17 protein-coding genes are annotated in these 17,479 nt (G+C 62.1%); 10 read left to right on the top strand and 7 right to left on the bottom strand.

Annotated elements, in window-relative coordinates; genetic code table 11:
- Window positions 1-175: 175 nt before the first annotated feature.
- The gene (locus C7451_RS17885) at window positions 176-1,186 is read left to right on the top strand and encodes a site-specific integrase (RefSeq protein ID WP_244182021.1); all 1,011 of its coding nucleotides are present in this window, start codon (window positions 176-178) and stop codon (window positions 1,184-1,186) included.
- Between the two features lie 143 nt (window positions 1,187-1,329).
- Here C7451_RS17885 and C7451_RS17880 read toward each other — a convergent pair whose 3' ends face one another.
- The 6 genes from C7451_RS17880 to C7451_RS17855 form a co-directional block, all read right to left on the bottom strand.
- Window positions 1,330-2,061, bottom strand: a complete 732-nt coding sequence (locus C7451_RS17880) for a superoxide dismutase (protein WP_110300256.1) — start codon at window positions 2,059-2,061, stop codon at window positions 1,330-1,332.
- Between the two features lie 16 nt (window positions 2,062-2,077).
- The gene (gene chrA / locus C7451_RS17875; RefSeq protein ID WP_110300270.1) at window positions 2,078-3,382 is read right to left on the bottom strand and encodes a chromate efflux transporter; all 1,305 of its coding nucleotides are present in this window, start codon (window positions 3,380-3,382) and stop codon (window positions 2,078-2,080) included.
- Window positions 3,383-3,598: 216 nt separating this feature from the next.
- Window positions 3,599-4,048, bottom strand: coding sequence for a globin domain-containing protein (locus C7451_RS17870; RefSeq protein WP_066214120.1), 450 nt, complete (start codon window positions 4,046-4,048; stop codon window positions 3,599-3,601).
- A gap of 39 nt (window positions 4,049-4,087) precedes the next feature.
- Window positions 4,088-4,552: a hypothetical protein gene (locus C7451_RS17865; RefSeq protein ID WP_110300255.1), complete on the bottom strand. Its 465-nt coding sequence runs from the start codon at window positions 4,550-4,552 to the stop codon at window positions 4,088-4,090.
- A complete protein-coding gene (locus tag C7451_RS17860) occupies window positions 4,545-4,850 on the bottom strand; it encodes a TehB family protein (protein WP_110300254.1) in 306 nt (101 codons plus the stop codon). Before C7451_RS17860 ends, C7451_RS17865 begins: the two co-directional genes overlap by 8 nt.
- Window positions 4,847-5,326, bottom strand: coding sequence for a group III truncated hemoglobin (locus C7451_RS17855; protein ID WP_066214129.1), 480 nt, complete (start codon window positions 5,324-5,326; stop codon window positions 4,847-4,849). Before C7451_RS17855 ends, C7451_RS17860 begins: the two co-directional genes overlap by 4 nt.
- A gap of 83 nt (window positions 5,327-5,409) precedes the next feature.
- Here C7451_RS17855 and C7451_RS17850 point away from each other — a divergent pair, with 83 nt between their 5' ends.
- The 9 genes from C7451_RS17850 (at window position 5,410) to cobA (ending at window position 16,768) form a co-directional block, all read left to right on the top strand.
- Complete coding sequence (locus C7451_RS17850) at window positions 5,410-5,856, top strand: RrF2 family transcriptional regulator (protein ID WP_110300253.1); 447 nt, start codon at window positions 5,410-5,412, stop codon at window positions 5,854-5,856.
- 8 nt (window positions 5,857-5,864) lie between these two features.
- Entirely contained in the window at window positions 5,865-6,446 is a 582-nt protein-coding gene (locus C7451_RS17845; RefSeq protein WP_017671402.1) for an ANTAR domain-containing response regulator, read from the top strand.
- Window positions 6,443-7,669 (top strand): CmpA/NrtA family ABC transporter substrate-binding protein, encoded by a 1,227-nt coding sequence (locus tag C7451_RS17840; protein ID WP_110300252.1) that lies wholly within the window; start codon window positions 6,443-6,445, stop codon window positions 7,667-7,669. Before C7451_RS17845 ends, C7451_RS17840 begins: the two co-directional genes overlap by 4 nt.
- Window positions 7,670-8,131: 462 nt before the next feature.
- Window positions 8,132-9,340, top strand: a complete 1,209-nt coding sequence (locus tag C7451_RS17835; protein WP_110300251.1) for a nitrate/nitrite transporter — start codon at window positions 8,132-8,134, stop codon at window positions 9,338-9,340.
- Window positions 9,337-10,542 (top strand): porin, encoded by a 1,206-nt coding sequence (locus C7451_RS17830; RefSeq protein ID WP_110300250.1) that lies wholly within the window; start codon window positions 9,337-9,339, stop codon window positions 10,540-10,542. Before C7451_RS17835 ends, C7451_RS17830 begins: the two co-directional genes overlap by 4 nt.
- A 14-nt stretch (window positions 10,543-10,556) precedes the next feature.
- Entirely contained in the window at window positions 10,557-13,022 is a 2,466-nt protein-coding gene (gene nirB, locus C7451_RS17825) for a nitrite reductase large subunit NirB (protein ID WP_110300249.1), read from the top strand.
- Window positions 13,019-13,357, top strand: coding sequence for a nitrite reductase small subunit NirD (gene nirD, locus C7451_RS17820; RefSeq protein ID WP_017671397.1), 339 nt, complete (start codon window positions 13,019-13,021; stop codon window positions 13,355-13,357). The genes nirB and nirD overlap by 4 nt, the downstream gene beginning before the upstream one ends.
- Window positions 13,354-15,957: a nitrate reductase gene (locus C7451_RS17815; protein WP_110300248.1), complete on the top strand. Its 2,604-nt coding sequence runs from the start codon at window positions 13,354-13,356 to the stop codon at window positions 15,955-15,957. The genes nirD and C7451_RS17815 overlap by 4 nt, the downstream gene beginning before the upstream one ends.
- Window positions 15,950-16,768, top strand: a complete 819-nt coding sequence (cobA, locus tag C7451_RS17810; RefSeq protein ID WP_110300247.1) for a uroporphyrinogen-III C-methyltransferase — start codon at window positions 15,950-15,952, stop codon at window positions 16,766-16,768. Before C7451_RS17815 ends, cobA begins: the two co-directional genes overlap by 8 nt.
- Before the next feature lie 196 nt (window positions 16,769-16,964).
- Here cobA and C7451_RS20520 read toward each other — a convergent pair whose 3' ends face one another.
- Window positions 16,965-17,291, bottom strand: a complete 327-nt coding sequence (locus C7451_RS20520; RefSeq protein ID WP_146215415.1) for a toprim domain-containing protein — start codon at window positions 17,289-17,291, stop codon at window positions 16,965-16,967.
- Window positions 17,292-17,479 lie beyond the last annotated feature (188 nt).

The following is a 17,479-nucleotide window of genomic DNA, read 5'->3' as shown; positions in this document are numbered from 1 at the left end:
ATATAAATGGCTTAAAAAGTATACCCAGCTTGTACGGTGCCTTTGCTGTCCGATAAGAGCCCTTCACGGACGATAAGGCATTCGATATAAAGCAGCCTGAATTGGCCGCGATGACGCCCGCGCCCAACGCAGGGATAGGGCACACCAGCGGCAATGAAGCTTGAGGAGTGTCGCCGTGGACAATGACAGCAGCAGGGCTTTGGGGCTTTCAGATGAAGTCGCGCTTTCGCCGCTGGGGAATGCGATCCCGCCGCAGCTCGCAGCTGAGATCGAAGCGGCACGCTCGTACCGGGCGCGATCCAAGGCGGCCAACACTGTGCGGGCCTATGACAGTGACTGGCGGCAGTTCGAGGAATGGTGCTGGACGCGCGATCTTGAGCCTATGCCTGCCATGCCGGAGGCAGTTGCCACATACCTTGCCTCGCTGGCGCAGGCGGGGAGGGCGGACAGCACCATCGGGCGGCACCTTGCGGCCATCGCCTGGCATCACAGGCAGGCGGGACAGGTCGCACCCCAGCATCGCGACCCACGTGATGTGATTGCTGACACACTTGCTGGGATCCGACGTGAGCAACGTGCTCGGCCGACGCGCAAGAAGAGCGCAATTCTGGCGGCCGATCTTGCGCGGATGATTGCAGCTGCCGAAGGCCAGAGTCCGCGAGCGATCCGCGACCGAGCGGTCATGGTACTGGGGTTGGCGGCGGCGCTCCGGCGTTCCGAACTTGTCGCGCTACAGCTGGCTGACCTTGAGCTGGTGCGGGAGGGTCTCAAATTGACGATCCGGCATTCGAAAACCGACCAGGAGGGCGCAGGGCAGGTCATCGCGGTGCCTTCTGGTAAGGTGCTAAAGCCCGCCGCGCGCCTCAACGAATGGCTCAGCGTTAGGGGAGGGGAGGCTGGACCTTTGTTTTACCGCACCGACGCACAAGGTATGATGACCAAGGAGCCCATGTCGGATCGCTCGGTTGCCCGCCTGATCCAGCGTTACGCCGAAAAGGTTGGGCTCGATCCTGCCGCATTCGGTGCCCACTCGCTACGCTCAGGGTTCCTGACCGAGGCAGCCAAGGCGGGGGCCTCATTGCCGAAGATGCAGGAGGTATCGCGGCAGAAAAAGGTCGAGGTGCTGCTTGGCTATGTCCGCGACGCAGCGCTGTTCGAGAACCATGCGGGTGAGAGATTTCTGTAGTGCGTGTTTTTGAGCACGCTGCATGGTCCAATTGACCGGGTCTGGGACTAAGCCGTCGTTTCTCCGCAGCATGCCGAATGACCAGCACTACCAAAAGCCGACAATCCGTGTTCGCATGACCTGTGCGGCATATCGAAAGGCGTTCAATCGAGCAGAACTGGTTCAGCTTGCCGCGCCACGCGGCGATACCTGCGATCGATTTCCTCCCAATTCAGGTTGGCCATGAACGCATCGACGTATTTCGCGGCCGCCGTGCCATAGTCCATGTGATAGGCATGCTCATACATGTCGAGCGCGATCAGCGGCACGCTGGCGACAGGCTGGTGCATGTGATCCCAAGCCCAGTAATTGTGCAGACTGGCGGTGTGGAGATTCCACGCCAGAACGCACCAGCCCGATCCGCCGGCCAGCGACATCGCGGTGCGCCTGAACTCCGTATCCCACGCCGCGAACGAGCCGAAGGCCGCTGCTATGGCCTTCTGCACTTCTCCCGCCGCCGCACCATCGCCGCCGAGTGCACCAAAATACTGCTCATGCAGAATCACTGACCCGGTGCGGTGCAGTTCCTCGCGCTTGAGCCCGCCATAAACGATCGCGGGAAAGTCCTTGTCCGCCAGCGACGCCGCCAACCGACCCTCGATCATGTTCAGCGTGCGCACTGACCCGATGTAGTTGTTATCGTAGTGTGAGCGGATGAGCTTTTCGGACAGGCCGATGAGCTTGGCAGGATCGAACGCCAGCGGCACTGGCTTGTGATTGCCCGCGAAGGCTGGCGACAGGGCTGGCGTTTGCGCAGATGCGGGGGCACCTGCGGCGGCTGCAGCCAAGCCAACACCCACGATCCCCATGGCGCTGCGGCGGTCAACTTCGGTCATATGTCATTTCCCTTGATCAAAGACTACCCAGAGCCAGGCCAGCTACGGCAAGAACGGCGAGCATGCGAAAGATGCTCCACTTCAGCGCAAACAGTATGACAGCCGCCAGCACGGATAGCACGCCCGCACGCCAGTCGAAGGTTGCCCAGTCGGGCAGGTTGAGCTGCATCGGTCCGACGACCGCTATTGTCGCGCGAGCGAACAGCACGTGCAGCGCAAACCAGACTGAGAGGTTGGCGATCACGCCGACCACGGCTGCTGTCAGCGCGGCAAGGCCACCCTTGAGGCGTGTCGCGTGCTGCAACCGTTCGATCCATGGGGCGAAGGTGAATATCCACAGGAAGCACGGCGCGAACGTCACCCAGGTGGTGAGGGCAGCGCCGAAAATGCCCGCGACGATCGGCGAGAACGGTTCGGGCGATCGGAACGCGGCAAGGAACCCGACGCGTTGTGTCACCAGGATCAGAGGACCCGGCGTCGTCTCAGCAAGACCCAGGCCATCGGCCATCTCACCGGCATGCAACCATCCATAAGTCTGCATCGCTTCCTGCGCTATATAGGCGAGCACGGCATAAGCGCCGCCAAAGGTGACAATGGCGAGCTGCGAAAAGAAGACGCCGACGTCCCACAGAACATGATCCTGACCCAGGATCACCAGCACCAGCACCATAGGCACCGCCCAGATCGCGAGCCATAGCAGCACCGTGCGCGACATGACGGCGAACGACGGCCGAGGTGAGGCATCTGTGCCTGAGCCGGATTTGAGCGCAAGCCAGTCGGGACGATAGGCCGCTACGATCATGCCCATCGCTCCTGCGCCGAGCAGGACGAGAGGGAAAGGCAGGTTGAACAGGAACAGCGCCAGGAACGCCGCAACCGCCAGCGCCTGTTTGAACCGCGTGTTGAGCGCGCGGCCACCGATGCGGATCAGCGCTTGCACAACAATGGCCAGCACCGCAGCCTTGATCCCCAGGAACAGCGCCGCAAACCAGTCGAGGTTCGCCGCCAGCGCATAGAGCGACGAGAGCGCCAGCATGATCAGCGCGCCGGGGATGACAAACAGAAGCCCAGCTGCAAGGCCGCCCTTCAGTCCGTGCAGCCGCCAACCAATCCACGTCGCCAACTGTTGCGCCTCGGGGCCGGGCAACAGATGGCAGAAATTGAGCGCGTGGAGATACTGCTCCTCATCGACCCATTTGTGCTTCTCGACAATCTCGCCATGCATCAGCGCAATCTGCCCGGCGGGGCCGCCGAAGCTCAGGCAGCCGATGCGCGCGAAGACGCGCACGAGCTGGCGGAAATCAGGAATATCTGTTGACACGTTCGCTGCCAAACACGGTCCCCATATTGCCGCCCCGCATCACGAGGCAGACCAGAGGCAACGCTTGGGCCTGAACAGCCTGATCGGGAGGTTGCTTCAGTCCCGATACGTATCTGCTCCCACAACGGTGCATGGGCGTCAAGGGTGTCTGAGCAAGGATTCACGGGAATCCTAGGCAAAGAGTACTTGCTAGTTCAACAGTCTGCCTCTGGTTTTTCAATCGCTTGGTCTTTGCGTGTAAAGCGCCGCTTCCTTGCCGATCAGGATTTCGGCCAGCGCCCAATAGGCCTCGCCCCAGGCCGACAGGACCTCGTCGGTGGCTGCATCGCCCAGAATGTCGCGGATTGCGGGCAGCAGGGCGTCAGCGACTATCGGATAGTGCTCGGGCTTGACGCCTGTTTCAACATGCCGCGCCGCCATGCGCATCACCGGTGCGGTCAAGGCTTCGAGCTTGTCGATGTTTTGCGCATAGGCGAGAATGGCTGCGGCAAGACGGCGCGGCTGTTCTCCGCTTTCCTGCGCGGCCTCATCGAACATGGCCTTGACTGCGGGATCGACGAACAGACGCTCGTACATCCGCTGGGTGATCGCCACCCCATGCTGTTGCAGCGCAGGTGCGGTCGAATTGACGATGGCCTTGGTCTCGGCGCTCAATATTCTGCTCATTATGTCCTCCTTATGGATATTGGTTGTCGAAACCGCGTGTCAAAACAGGCCGTGGCTGCCGCCGATAGCACCCGCCAGCGTGATCAAGGCCAGCACGATCAGGATGTGGTGTACGCGCTCCATGCGCTGGAAATCGGCCTGCGGGGTCTGCGAGGTTGCAAGGCGGCGGTGCAGGAACAATGGCTCGACCACGAACAGCATCAGCGTGAACACCGCCCAGAGCGCGACCATCGCATGCATCCACCAGAAGTGGAGCTCGGCAAAGCGGCTCCACATCCCGGCCCGGTGCACCATCCAGAAGCCGCTGGCGCCGCCGAGCAGCACCCAGATCTTTGCCTGCCAGGCAAAGCGCCCCTCGATCGCGTGGAATTTCCCCAGCCTGTCGGCTTCGCTCTCGCTATGCCGGATGGCCGGCATCACCACCCAGGTGACAAAGCCGACGCCACCGATCCAGAACAGCACCGCCACGACATGGACGACGCGAGCGATTGTGAAGTCATCCACCGGACGGCTCGGTCATCTGGTCGCCATCCAGCACCGGCTCTGACCGGTAGAACTCGACTTGCATCGTCATCTTGCCCAGCGGGACCACGTAATGCGTCGCCAGTGGCGCAATCGGTGCAGGCATGTCTGGCGTGACCAACACCTCACGATGCGGTTCGGTGAAGATCAACCGCACCTCGCCTTCCAGCACCCGCAACAGCCCCCAGGTCCCGTCCTTGGTGCGATGGTCGTTGCGCAGCTTATCGGGCAGCGATTGATCGTCGAACACTGGCGAGGATGCATAAGGGGTGAGCGTCATGGTTTCGTCTCCAGGGGTGCAAGCTTTGGTGACCGTGCGCGCAAAGCCGCCAGCCCGCCGCGCTGCGCCAGCACTCCGGTCAGCAGGCTGTCGGCAATCCGGTGCGCCGACGTGTGAAATCTTTCTGCCGCTGCGGGGCTCGCAACGTTCTGTGCAACGGTCTCATCCCACAGCGCCAGCCAGCGATCGAAATGGGCCTTGGTGAGGATGCCGAGCGCAATGTGCTTCTGCATCGGACTGCCTCTAAAACGGCCCGGCTCGATCATGATCGAGGCCCAGAATCCCTTCATCCGCGGGAGATGCTGTGACCAGTCGGCGACGTGCTGGGCAAAGATTGGCCCCAGCAGATCGTCGGTCTGGATACGGTCGTAAAAGCGATCGACCAGCAGGCTGATCGAGATATCGTCGATCCCTATCTGGTGGGCCTCCGCGCGCTTGGCCGCGCGTATGCGCTCCGCATGGGCGGTCGCCGTCATGGTCGCATTGCTGATAAGATGTAATTCATTTGCATCGTTTAACGCGGCTGGCGCTTAATAGCAATATTTGATATGCATGTTTAATGAGATTGTCGCTTCACGCCGATTATGCCCTGCGCACCTTGATGTATCTGGCGGTCCATGATGGCCACAGGTCGATTGGCGAAATTGCTGGTGCCTATGGCATTTCCAAGAATCACCTGATGAAGGTGGCGCAACGCCTGGTGGCAGAAGGCTTTATTGAGGCAGTGCGAGGTCGAACCGGCGGCCTTCGGCTGGCGCAGGCCGCGGATCAGGTCAATGTCGGCAGAGTCGTGCGGACGATGGAAGAAACCGGCAGCTTTGTGGAGTGTTTCGACCCTTCGATCAATACCTGCGTGATTACGCCAGCATGCCAACTGCGTCATGCCCTGGCCGGTGCGCTTGAGGCATTCTTCAGGCATCTCGATCGCTATAGCCTCGCGGATATTGCCAAAAACCCGGCAGCGGTGCGCGAAAGCTTGCTGCCATCGGACATTGGCCGCTACTAACCTTAATCATGCGCATCGCGATCATCGACACAAGCACCACGCGCGCAGCGATCATCTCGGATGGCTTGCGCGAGGCTGGCCTCACCGACCTCGTGATCATCGATCACGCTGCAGGGCTTGCTGCGCAGATCGAACGTGCTGCACCCGAGGTTGTGCTGATCAATCTTGAGAATCCAAGCCGGGATATGCTGGAGGACTTTTTCGCAATGTCGCGTGCCCTTGCGCGGCCGATCGCGATGTTCGTGGACCAGAGCGATGCCGAGTCGACAAGTGCAGCGGTGGATGCGGGCGTATCGGCCTATGTTGTCGATGGCTTGGCTAAGCAGCGCATCAAGCCGGTGCTGGACCTCGCCATTCGCCGCTTTCAAGCATTTTCACGGCTGCAGGCCGAGTTGGCGGAAGCACGGACCGCGCTGGCCGACCGACAGGCAATCGATCGCGCCAAGGCGATCCTGATGAAGCGCAAAGGGCTGGACGAGCCAGCTGCTTATGCCCTGCTGCGCAATCATGCGATGCGATCCAACCGCCGCATTGCCGAGGTCGCCGAGGCCATCGTGACCAGCGAAGCCCTGATGGGAGATATGCCATGAGCAATACCCTCATGAGGATTGGTTTCCTGCCGCTGGTTGATGCGGCACTGCCAATCCTGGCGCGTGAGCTGGGCTTTGCCGAGGATGAAGGATTGGACCTGCAACTGGTCCGCGACATCACCTGGGCGGCGGTACGCGACCGTCTGATGTATGGGCAGACGGACGCGGCACACATGGTCGCACCGCTCGCGATCGCCACCGCATTGGGGTGCGACAGGCCGGCAATGCCGCTCGCCGTCCCGTTCGTGCTCGGTCTCAATGGCAACGCGCTCACCGTATCAACGGCACTGGCAGAAGCCTTGATGCTCGACAACACGCTGGGTGACCCATTCGAAATCGGCGCAAGGTTGAAGCTGGAGGCGGAACGCCGGGTCGCCATCGGCAAGCCGCTGCGTTTCGGGGTGGTCCATCGCTATTCCAGCCACAACTATATGCTGCGCTACTGGCTGGCTGGCATAGGGATTCAGCCTGACGTCGATGTCGAGATCACCGTCACCAGCCCGCCCTTCGCCGCCGATGCACTGGCCTGCGGCGATGTTGACGGCATCTGCGTTGGCGAACCGTGGAACAGCATCGCGGTGGATCGCGGTGTCGGGCGGATCATGCTGGCCACTGCGCAGATCTGGCGGCGCGGTGTGGAAAAAGTGCTGGCGGTGCGGCTCGATGGTCGGCAGGCCGACACCGACGCAACCGAGCGGCTGGTGCGAGCGCTGCACAGAGCGGCTGCGCATTTCGTCGAGCCTGGCAATACAGAGGCAAATGCGGCCATATTGTCACGCTCGGAATATCTGGACGCACCCCGCGAAACGATCCTGCGGGCGACCACGGACCGGATCCGGCTCACGCAGGGGGCCGATGCCATTCATTATCCCGACTTCATGTTTCAACATCGCGAGGCCGCCAACTTCCCCTGGCGCAGTCAGGCCATGTGGCTGTATTCGCAGATGGCCCGGTGGGGGCATGCCGAAGCGAGCGAGGTGGGTTTTGCCGGAGCAGCCCAGGTGTTCCGTCCTGACATCTACAGGTCCGCGCTTGCTGGGACTGATGCGATACTGCCCGGCGCCAGTGCCAAGGTGGAAGGTGCCAACAGCGTGCCGCGTGGTGCTTCCAGCCAGACGGGCAGACTGATTCTCGGTGAAGACCAATTCTTCGATCGCGTTCAGTTCGATCCTGACCGGGCGATGGACTACCTGGAGCACCAGCGCACAAAGCCCATGATATGAGCATTCTAGCCTCGCCAATTGCAAATGCTGCAACGCACAAAAATTAGCTTGCGCTATAGTCGATTCGCTGACAACTTAAAGGAAGATCAGGCAATGATGCGTGGTCTATCATAACCAGGTCGGTCCAATGAAGGGCTGAACTGGCCGCTTCGGTTAATACGAAGCATGGCAATGACGCCGCCCGAACCGGTCCTGATGACCGCGCTTCGAGGCGGCTTTTTTCGTGTCTGAAAGGAGCATGGCTTTGACGGTTCATTCCGCCAGATTGACAGACGGGATTGTCCAGCTCTCGGGCGCGGCCATCGTTAGCTGCCCTGTCGCTGCCTTCGCGAGCATTGTCTCGCTGCTTCTCCATCATCACCGCGTGCTCCCCCCTGCGCTCCGGCCAACAAGCCCCGGCGTATGCGCTCGGTCCCACCAGCCGGACGGGTCTTCCGCGCCGCACCATAACAGGGGTTTATCATGAACAAGGGTTTCTGGTCGGCGGGACACCGCCCGACGCTGTTTGCGGCATTCTTATATTTCGATCTGGCGTTTATGGTATGGGTGCTGCTCGGCCCGCTCGCCCCGATGATCGCCACCGATCTGGGATTGAACGACGCCCAGAAGGGCCTGATGGTCGCAATACCCACGCTGGCGGGCGCGGTGCTGCGGCTGGTCAACGGCGTGCTGGTCGACAAGATCGGCCCCAAGTCTACCGGCGCGATCGGCCAGTTGATCGTGATCGGCGGGCTGGCGACGGCGTGGATGCTGGGGGTCAACAGCTTTGGCGGTGCCGTGGCATTGGGCGTGATCCTGGGCTTTGCCGGTGCCAGCTTTGCCGTCGCGTTGCCGCTGGCGAGCCGCTGGTATCCTGCCGAGCATCAGGGGACCGCGCTGGGAATTGCGGGCATGGGCAATTCCGGCACGGTGCTCGCCGCATTGTTTGCGCCGCTGCTGGCCAAGGCGTTCGGCTGGAACGCGGTGCTGGGCCTTGCCTGCATCCCGCTGGCGATCACCTTCGTCATCTACATGGTGCTGGCCAAGGATGCGCCAAACCCGCCCGCGCCCAAGTCGATCTTCGCCTATCTTGAGCCGTTGAAGAAAGCCGATGCATGGTGGTTCATGCTGTTCTACGGCGTCACCTTCGGCGGTTTCGTGGGCCTTGCCGCGTCGCTTTCGATCTACTTCGTCGACCAGTTCGCGCTGACCCCGGTGGTGGCGGGCTATTGCACGGCAGCGTGCGTGTTTGCCGGATCGCTCGTCCGTCCGATGGGTGGCGCGCTCGCTGACCGGATCGGCGGGACCAAGACGCTGATGGCAGTGTATCTGATTGCTGCCGCGGTGCTGATCGCGATCAGCTTCGGCCCCTCGAGGGTCGAACTGGCGCTCGCCTTGTTTGTCTGCGCGATGCTGGCGTTGGGGGCAGGCAATGGCGCGGTGTTCCAGCTGGTGCCGCAGCGGTTCAAGGACGAGATCGGCGTGATGACCGGACTGGTCGGCTTTGCAGGGGGCGTTGGCGGCTTCTACCTCGCCTCGTCGCTGGGTCTGGCCAAGCAGCTGACCGGCAGCCCGCAATGGGGCTTCCTGATCTTCGCCGGGCTTGCACTGGTTGCCTTTGCCAGCCTGGTCAGCGTCAAGACCCGCTGGCGCGCCACTTGGCCGACCGCGCTTGAAGGCGCACGCATATGACCGCGCGGCTACTTGGGATCCTCGCCGGGGCGGTTGTCGCCGCCTCGGCCGCCAGTCCGGCGCTGGCTGAACCGCTCAAGCTCACGCCGTTGATCGATGCCCGGCTGCGCTATGAGGGTGTGGATCAGCAGGGCAAGGCCGAACAGGCCGATGCACTGACGTTCAGGATGCGCAGCGGCATTGAGGCGAAGAGCGGGCCGTGGTCAGTGCTCGCCGAGGCTGAGGCAACGCTGGCGATCAACGGCGATTTTAACAGCACGGTCAATGGCCGCACCGCGTTTCCGGTGGTGGCGGATCCGGAAACGATCGAGCTGAATCGTCTGCAGGTCCAGTATCGCGGTCTGCCCAAAACGGTGGTGACGCTGGGCCGCCAGCGCATCAACCTCGACGACCAGCGCTTTGTCGGAACGGTGCTGTGGCGACAGAACGAGCAGACCTATGATGCGGTGCGGCTGGAAAGTTCGGCACTCGGCCCGCTCACCGCCGATGTCACCTACAGCTGGTCGGTGCGCAGCATCTTTGGCATCGACAGCCCGTTGCAATCCATCGGCGGTGACAACCTGCTGGCCCAATTGGGCGGCAAGGCGGGACCGGTCGCGATCAAGGGCTTTGCCTATCTGGTCGATCAGGACCAGGCGGAACGACGGCAGTTTTCCAGCCAGACCTATGGCGCGCGCGCCAACGCGTCGTTCGCGCTGTCGCCCAAGCTGAAGCTCGGCATCATCGCCAGCTACGCCCGGCAGAGCGACTACAAGGGGAACGCCAACTCCTATTCGGCCGATTACTGGCTGGGTGAGGCGCAACTGGCCGCGCATGGCTTTACGCTGACAGGGGGGTACGAGGTTCTCGGCGCATCGTCGGGCCTGCCGTTCACCAGCTTCCAGACGCCATTGGCCACCGCGCACAAGTTCAACGGCTGGGCCGACCTGTTCCTGACCACACCCGCCAACGGCCTGCGCGATGCCTATGCCGGGCTTGGCTATGCGCTGCCGACATCGCGCGGACCGGTGAACCTGTCGGTCATCTATCACCGTTTCGACAGCGACCGGCTGAGCCAGGATTATGGCGATGAATGGAATGCGCAAGCGACCTTCAAGCTGTCCAAAAACATCGGTCTGCTGGTCAAATATGCCGACTACCGCGCCAAACAGTTTGGCACCGACACCCGCAGGCTGTGGCTGCAAATGGATTATCTGCTGTGACAGGAGAGACACGCATGGACCGCGAACATCTGGTCGTTATCGGCAACGGCATGGCCGGTTGCCGCGCGGTGGAAGAGGTGCTGGCGCGCGATCCGCACCGTTTCCGCATCACCATTTTCGGTGCCGAGCCGCATGTGAACTACAACCGCATCATGCTCTCGCCGCTGCTGGCAGGCGAGAAAACCTTCGACGAGATCGTGATCAACGACCGCAGCTGGTATGCCGACCATGGCATCGATCTGGTGGTCAGCGACGCCGTCATCGCGATTGACCGCGACACGCAGACGGTCACCGCGCAATCGGGCCGGGTCGCGCAATATGACCGACTATTGATCGCGACCGGATCGGACCCGTTCATCATTCCCGTGCCGGGCAAGGATCTGCCTGGCGTCGTCTCGTTCCGCGATATGGCGGATGTCGACATGATGGTTCACACGGCCGCCCTGGGGGGGGATGCCGTGGTGATCGGCGGTGGCCTGCTTGGCCTGGAGGCGGCCCATGGGCTCGCCTTGCGGGGTATGCAGGTCACCGTTGTTCACCTGATGGATACGCTGATGGAGCGCCAGCTTGATGAAGCGGCGGGCTGGCTGCTTAAGGCCGCGCTGGAGGGTCGCGGTCAGACCATCCTGACAGGCGCGAACACAGCGGAGATCTTTGGAGAGGGCAAGGTCGAGGGCGTACGTCTGACCGACGGGCGCACCATTCCGGCCAGCCTGGTGGTGATGGCGGCGGGTATCCGTCCGAATGTGAGGCTTGCAAAAGAGGCAGGGCTCGCCGTCCATCGCGCGATACTGGTCGACGACCAGATGGTGACCAGCGACCCTGCGATCCTGGCGGTCGGCGAATGCGTCGAACATCGCGGGCAGGTTTACGGCCTGGTCGCGCCGATCTGGGAAATGTGCCGCGCGCTTGCCGATGGACTGATCGGCAAGCCGAACAGCTACGAAGGATCGGTCACCGCGACCAAGCTCAAAGTCTCCGGCATCGACGTGTTTTCGGCGGGCGATTTTGTCGGCGGCGATGGCGCGGAAGACATCGTGCTGCGCGACGCTTCACGTGGGGTCTACAAGCGTGTCGTGGTGAAAGACGACCGCGTGGTAGGTGCGGTGCTCTATGGCGATACCGCCGACGGCAACTGGTATTTCGATCTGCTCAAGCGATCCGAAGACGTGACCGAGATCCGCGATGCGCTGATTTTTGGCCAAGCTTTTGCCTCTGGAGGGGGGCAAGCGGACCCTAAGGCCGCCGTTGCGGCGCTTCCCGATGATGCGGAAGTGTGCGGCTGCAACGGCGTCAGCAAGGGTCAGGTCGCAGCATGCATAGCAGACGGTGCAGGCACGCTTGATGCCGTGCGCGCCACCTGCAAGGCATCGGCCAGTTGCGGGTCGTGCACCGGTCTGGTCGAGACACTGCTCACGATCAGCCTGGGCGATGAATACGCGGGCGAACGTACCGCCAAGCCGATGTGCAAATGCACCAGCTTCACCCATGACGAAGTGCGCGCGCTGATTGTCGAGCGCGGCTTTCGCCACATGCCGCAGGTGATGCAGGAACTGCATTGGTCCACGCCCGATGGCTGTGCGTCCTGCCGCCCCGCGCTCAATTATTACCTGCTGTGCGCCTGGCCCGGCGAATATGTCGATGACCAGCAAAGCCGGTTCGTCAACGAGCGGATGCACGCCAATATCCAGAAGGACGGCACCTATTCGGTGGTTCCGCGCATGTGGGGTGGCCTCACCAACCCGAAGGAGCTGCGCGCCATTGCCGATGTCGTCGAGAAATACGACGCGCCGATGGTCAAGGTCACTGGCGGCCAACGACTCGACATTTTCGGCATCAAGAAAGAGGATCTGCCCGCCGTTTGGGCCGATCTCAATGCTGCCGGGATGGTCTCCGGCCATGCCTATGGCAAAGCGCTGCGAACGGTGAAGACCTGCGTCGGCAGCGAATGGTGCCGCTTCGGCACGCAGGACTCGACTGGGCTGGGCGTCAAGCTGGAGCGCAAGTTCTGGGGCAGCTGGATGCCGCACAAGTTCAAGATGGCAGTCAGTGGCTGCCCGCGCAATTGCGCCGAGGCGACGATCAAGGACTTCGGCGTGATCTGCGTCGACAGCGGCTATGAACTGCATGTCGGCGGCAATGGCGGTATCCATCTGCGCGGCACCGACCTGCTGTGCAAGGTGGCGACCGAGGAAGAGGCGATCCACATGGCCGCCGCTTTCGTCCAGCTCTACCGCGAATATGCCCGCTATCTGGAACGCACCGCACCGTGGATCGAGCGGATGGGGATGGAGTGGCTACGCGCGCTGCTGATCGACGATGTTAAAGGGCGTGATGCGCTGGCCGCGCGCTTCTGGATCGCGCAATCGTTCAGCCAGGACGACCCCTGGGCAGAGCGTGCCGCCGGTCAGGACCGCAACCTGCACCGTCCGATGGCCGAGTTCCGACCCATCACACAACTGGAAGGGGTTGCACCATGATGCCGCAATGGATTGATGTTGGCGCAGTAGAAGAGGTGCCATTGCGCGGTTCGCGCGCCATCAAGGTGGCGGGCGGCGAGGAAATTGCGGTCTTCCGCACCGGCTCTGGCCAGATCTACGCGCTGATCAACCGCTGTCCGCACAAAAACGGCCCGCTGAGCCAAGGCATTGTCCATGGCGACAGCGTGACGTGTCCGCTGCACAGCTGGGTGATCAGTCTGGTCACTGGTGAGGCGCAGGGAACAGACAAAGGCTGCACGCCAACGATCCCGGTGGAGGTTCACAGCGGGCGTATCATGATCGAGCGGGCCGCTGCACTGCGGTTGGCGGCGTGAACGCAACGCGCACAACCTGTGCCTATTGCGGCGTCGGTTGCGGCGTCCTCGCCACGCCTGCTGCCGATGGCCAGAGCGCAGCGATTGTGGGTGATCCAGAACATCCCGCAAACGCCGGGCGTTTGTGCTCCAAGGGCACGCATCTGGGTGAGACGCTGAGCCATGAGGGCCGTCTGCTGCACCCGGAGATCGGCGGGAAGCGCGCAAGCTGGGAAAAAGCCATTGCGCATGTCGCACGCCAGTTCCGCCGCACGATCGAGCAATACGGCCCGGATAGCGTCGCATTCTATGTATCAGGCCAGCTGCTGACCGAGGACTATTACGTCGCCAACAAGCTGATGAAGGGCTTTATCGGATCGGCCAATATCGACACCAATTCGCGGCTGTGCATGTCGAGCGCGGTCGCCGGGCACATGCGCGCCTTTGGTGAGGATGTCGTGCCCGCCAGCTATGACGATCTGGACGCTGCGGACCTGATCGTACTGGTCGGATCGAACACCGCCTGGTGTCATCCGGTGATCTATCAGCGGATGATGGCTGCGCGGGCGGCGCGCGGCAAAAAGCTGGTGGTGATCGATCCGCGACGCACCGAAACCTGCGCCGATGCCGATCTGCACCTTGCGTTGCGCCCCGGCAGCGATGTTGCGCTGATGAACGGCCTGCTGGCCTTTGCGATGCGCGAAGGACACATTGACCTCGATTACGTCGAACGCAGCGTCAATGTGCCGGATGGCTTTTGGGACTCGCTCTCGGAAGGTCACGACCTCTGGTCTGTTGCCCGCGCCTGCGACCTGCCGCCTGCCGATGTCCAGGCGTTCTTCGATCTGTTCGCCGCGCACCCGCGCACCGTCACGATGTTCAGCCAGGGTATCAACCAGTCGATCCGCGGCACCGATCAGGTGAATGCTATCCTAAACTTGCATCTGGCAACAGGCCGCATCGGCAAGCCCGGAGCGGCTCCGTTCTCGATCACCGGCCAGCCCAATGCAATGGGCGGGCGCGAGGTCGGCGGGCTGGCCACGACGCTGGCCGCGCACATGGATTTCGCGCCTGAAAACCGTGATCTCGTCCGCCGCTTTTGGGCATCGCCAACGATGGCGGCAAAACCAGGTTTGAAAGCGGTCGACCTGTTTCGCTCGATCGGTGAGGGGCGGGTCAAGGCAGTCTGGATCATGGCCACCAACCCGGCGGTATCACTCCCCGATGCAGGCACAGTGCGCGAAGCATTGGCCGCATGCCCGTTCGTGGTCGTCTCCGATTGCATCGCGAATACCGACACCAGCGCCTATGCGCATGTGATGCTGCCCGCCACCGGATGGGGCGAAAAGGATGGCACGGTCACAAACTCCGAACGGATGATCAGTCGCCAGCGCGCATTCCTGCCGGCTGCGGGCGAGGCAAGGCCAGACTGGTGGATCATCAAGGAGGTCGCGCGCGCGATGGGCTGGCGCGAAGCGTTCAGCTTTGACAGTCCTGCCGACATCTACCGTGAGCATGCGCGGCTTTCTACTTACCAGAATGCCGGTAAAAGGGTGTTCGACATCGGCGGCCATGCCGCGATCTCCAACCCTGGCTATGACACCATGCAACCCTGGCGCTGGGGCGGTGATGCCTTTGCCGATGGTCGATTTTCAACGCCGGATGGCAAGGCACGGCTGGTGCCTGTCAACCAGATGGAGCTTGGCGAGCCGCTCAGGGCCTGGCCGTTGACGCTCAACACTGGGCGCTATCGTGACCAGTGGCATACCATGACCCGCACAGGCCTGAGCGCACGGCTTGGCCAGCACAGGCAGGAACCGCTGGTTGAAATCCATGCTGAAGATGCTCTGGCGCACGGCCTGTCTGATGGCGGACTGGCTCTGGTGGCAACACCGCAGGGCAGCAGCGTCTATCGGGTGTGCATCAGCGATGGGCAACGGCGCGGCGAACTGTTCGTGCCGATCCACTGGACCGACCAGCAATCAACCGGTGGCCGCACCGGCGTGCTCGCCCGCGCACTGACCGATCCGCATTCGGGGCAGCCTGGGTTCAAGAACGCACCGGCGCGGATCTCTCCGTTCGTCGCCGAATGGCACGGCTTTCTCATCGCTTCGGTACTGCCTGATCCTTTGCCATCCAGCTATGCCACTAAGGTGCGAACCAAGGCCGGATGGCTGGTCGAGATGGCAGGTGATGGCGATCCGCTGGCGTTCGCCAAGCGGGTTCTGCCGCGCGGCGGGCGCATCGAAAGCCATGACGGCGCGCACGGTCAGCACCGGTTTGCCATCCTGCGCGACGGCGTGGTCGTGGCGGCTCTGTATATCGGCCCGCAGAAGCGGCTTCCCAGGCGCGAGTGGTTGATTGCTCAGCTCGGGATTTCTGAAGCCAGCGCGACCGAGCTGCTGGCTGGGCGCTCAGCCACACCCGCGCCCGATCGCGGCGCGATTGTCTGCAGCTGCTTCGACATCGGCACCATCACGTTGACCAAGGCCATTACGAACCAGCGGCTGATGACGACCGAGGCGGTTGGGGCTGCGTTGTCTGCCGGCACAAACTGCGGCTCATGCAAACCCGCAATCCAGCGGCTGATCATGCAACACAAGGAGGCAGCCCATGGCTGACATCAGTTTTGGCTCTGGCGATGTCTGGCTGGTGGGTGCTGGCCCAGGCGATCCTGATCTGCTGACCCGCAAAGCCGAACGTTTGCTGGCGATGGCCTCGATCGTGTTTCACGATGCACTGGTCAGTCAGGCGATACTCGATCTGATCCCCAGACAGGTGATGCAGGTGCCGGTTGGCAAACGGTCAGGGCGGCACTCGATGTCCCAGCCCGCAATCAACGGCCTTCTGGTGAAATCCTCGCATAACGGACACCGCGTCGTTCGGCTAAAGGGCGGCGATCCTGCAGTGTTCGGACGGATGACCGAGGAGGTCGATGCACTGCAAGCCAAGGGCATACGCGTTCAGGTATGCCCGGGAATCACCGCCGCCAGTGCAGCGGCAGCTTCCGGAGTGTTCTCGCTGACCAGACGCGGCAGCACGAGGGCGCTCACGTTCATCACGGCGCAAGGCTGCGGGAACGGGCAAAGCGACATCGACTGGTCAGCGATCGCCGGTGCGCAAACGACACTTGCGATCTACATGGGCCGCGCCGCTGCACCGCATATTGCAGAGCAGCTGATAGCCAACGGGTTGCTGCCGAGCACGCCCATCCTGATCGCGGTCAACGTCTCTTCTCCCGGCGAGCGCCTTATCCGTGGTCGTCTGGATAGACTGGCGGCGCTGATGGCGACAGTCGGAGACAAGGATCCTGCATTGTTGCTGGTGGGTGAAGTGACCCAAGCCAATGCTGAAGCGGCCGATTTGAGTTCAGAATGGTTCGAATTGCCGATCGGAATGGCATCGGCTCCCAAAGTCCGTATCCGCGCATAAGGTTGGGACAGCGCCTCCACCACACCCTTATTGGACATCCGGTGAACTATAAAGATGGCGAGAGTATCGACCAAGTTTAACCGCCCGGCACCTGTCAAACGTTCGAGTGACTGGTTACGGCTTAAGCCGACACTCCTGCGGCCACATCGGAACGACCGGCTCTGGGTCGGCAGCCGACACTCAGCGCGATGTTCATTTAACTGATCTGGCTTTGAACCTGCGCCCAGTCGTGGAAACGCCTTGGCGGTGGATCACGAATGATCTGCCTTTCTGGTATGTTGTGTGATCCAACTGCCGCCATTGCAGCGCATCGGCCTGGATCATCGTTGTCCGAGGCTATGTAAAGGGTGCCAACATGGTCTGGAACGTTGATTAGCGCGAGACGCTCATTCCCGAGTGCTGCCCAGCACGGGACTCCTTTGATCCGAGCATAGCTTGCCGCATCCTCCATGCCCTCAGCAATGGCGAGCACGTTGCCTTCGAACTGTGGAGCCCAAGCGCCCTGTCCGGGTTTGCCGAGCATGAACTTGCCATCATGCCATGTTCCGTCGTCCGTCAGCCTGATCCGCTGGAGAGCCGTCAATTTGTGCCCAGTTCGGACAGCGACCAGCAACGCGGGGTCGGTACACAGAACGGACCCAGATATACGCTAAGGTTTTGCCGTGCCTTCGACGGCGCGCATCTGGCGAAGCGGTCTGAGCGCGGTGGATG

This window comes from Blastomonas natatoria, assembly GCF_003201955.1.
Classification (GTDB): Bacteria; Pseudomonadota; Alphaproteobacteria; order Sphingomonadales; family Sphingomonadaceae; genus Blastomonas; species Blastomonas natatoria.
This window is presented reverse-complemented; position numbering and strand designations above follow the sequence as displayed.

Excerpts from the sequence above, each read along its gene's own strand:
- C7451_RS17880 (WP_110300256.1), bottom strand. The coding sequence starts at position 2,061 with ATGACCGAAGTTGACCGCCGCAGCGCCATGGGGATCGTGGGTGTTGGC.
- C7451_RS17870 (WP_066214120.1), bottom strand. The coding sequence starts at position 4,048 with ATGAGCAGAATATTGAGCGCCGAGACCAAGGCCATCGTCAATTCGACC.
- C7451_RS17860 (WP_110300254.1), bottom strand. The coding sequence starts at position 4,850 with ATGACGCTCACCCCTTATGCATCCTCGCCAGTGTTCGACGATCAATCG.
- C7451_RS17855 (WP_066214129.1), bottom strand. The coding sequence starts at position 5,326 with ATGACGGCGACCGCCCATGCGGAGCGCATACGCGCGGCCAAGCGCGCG.
- C7451_RS17850 (WP_110300253.1), top strand. The coding sequence starts at position 5,410 with ATGAGATTGTCGCTTCACGCCGATTATGCCCTGCGCACCTTGATGTAT.
- C7451_RS17845 (WP_017671402.1), top strand. The coding sequence starts at position 5,865 with ATGCGCATCGCGATCATCGACACAAGCACCACGCGCGCAGCGATCATC.
- C7451_RS17840 (WP_110300252.1), top strand. The coding sequence starts at position 6,443 with ATGAGCAATACCCTCATGAGGATTGGTTTCCTGCCGCTGGTTGATGCG.
- C7451_RS17835 (WP_110300251.1), top strand. The coding sequence starts at position 8,132 with ATGAACAAGGGTTTCTGGTCGGCGGGACACCGCCCGACGCTGTTTGCG.
- C7451_RS17830 (WP_110300250.1), top strand. The coding sequence starts at position 9,337 with ATGACCGCGCGGCTACTTGGGATCCTCGCCGGGGCGGTTGTCGCCGCC.
- nirB (WP_110300249.1), top strand. The coding sequence starts at position 10,557 with ATGGACCGCGAACATCTGGTCGTTATCGGCAACGGCATGGCCGGTTGC.
- nirD (WP_017671397.1), top strand. The coding sequence starts at position 13,019 with ATGATGCCGCAATGGATTGATGTTGGCGCAGTAGAAGAGGTGCCATTG.
- cobA (WP_110300247.1), top strand. The coding sequence starts at position 15,950 with ATGGCTGACATCAGTTTTGGCTCTGGCGATGTCTGGCTGGTGGGTGCT.
- C7451_RS20520 (WP_146215415.1), bottom strand. The coding sequence starts at position 17,291 with ATGCTCGGCAAACCCGGACAGGGCGCTTGGGCTCCACAGTTCGAAGGC.